Consider the following 885-nt stretch of genomic DNA (forward strand, 5'->3'; position numbering starts at 1 on the left):
CCCTCAAAAGTACTAGGATATCAAAAATAGTACCAAGCCATCATGCTGTCAAATTGCCACCAGGTCGTAGTTTACTTCACTATTCGGCCGGCGCAGCACTCGCCTCCGGTAAGCCCGGCTTGCCGGCTTCGCCCGGATTCCGCCTGACATAGGCGGCTTTCAGGCTCTCCGAGGTTTCGCGCGAGCCGTCATGGCTCCAGCCCGGCGGCTTGATCAGGTAGTTCAGCCGATCGCTCAAGCTCAGCCCTGGTGCAAAGGCATCCGTGAACATGCCGATCCATTCGTGGAACGCCACTTTCAGCGGATTGAATGTGCCAAGGTTCTTGACGATGCCGTAGCGCGGCCGGTCCTCTTCCAGCTCTTCGACGAAGGTGCCGAACAGGCGGTCCCAAATAATCAGTGTGCCGGCATAATTGGCGTCGAGATAACGCGGATTGGTGGCGTGGTGGACGCGGTGGTGCGACGGCGTGTTGAAGACCAACTCGAACCAGCCCCACATCTTGCCGATCGTCTCGGTGTGGATCCAGAACTGCCAGACCAGGTTGAAGCCAAAGGTGAAGGCAATCACCGCCGGATGGAAGCCAAGCAGCACCAGGGGCGCCTGCAGCACGAACATGAAGGTGAACAGGCTGGTCCAGCTTTGTCTCAGCGCCGTCGACAGATTGTAGTGCTGGCTTGAGTGGTGGTTGACATGCTCGGCCCACACCCAGCGCACCCTGTGCGCAATACGGTGGTAGACATAGTAGCGCAGGTCATCGAGCAGGAAGGCAGCAAGGAACACCCAGACCGACAGGCCGAGATTGAAGACGCGGAACTGCCACAGCCACAGCAGCGCCCAGTAGGACACCACGCCAAGCAGCAGCCCGGCGACGACATTGCCAGTGC

1 protein-coding gene is annotated in these 885 nt (G+C 59.2%); it reads right to left on the reverse strand.

The window, feature by feature from the left end:
- Window positions 1–79: 79 nt before the first annotated feature.
- Window positions 80–885 (reverse strand): sterol desaturase family protein (locus tag ACXJ7R_RS34640; protein WP_457155724.1); only part of this gene is annotated, 806 nt, incomplete at its 5' end.

This window comes from Mesorhizobium sp. P5_C1, assembly GCF_054049815.1.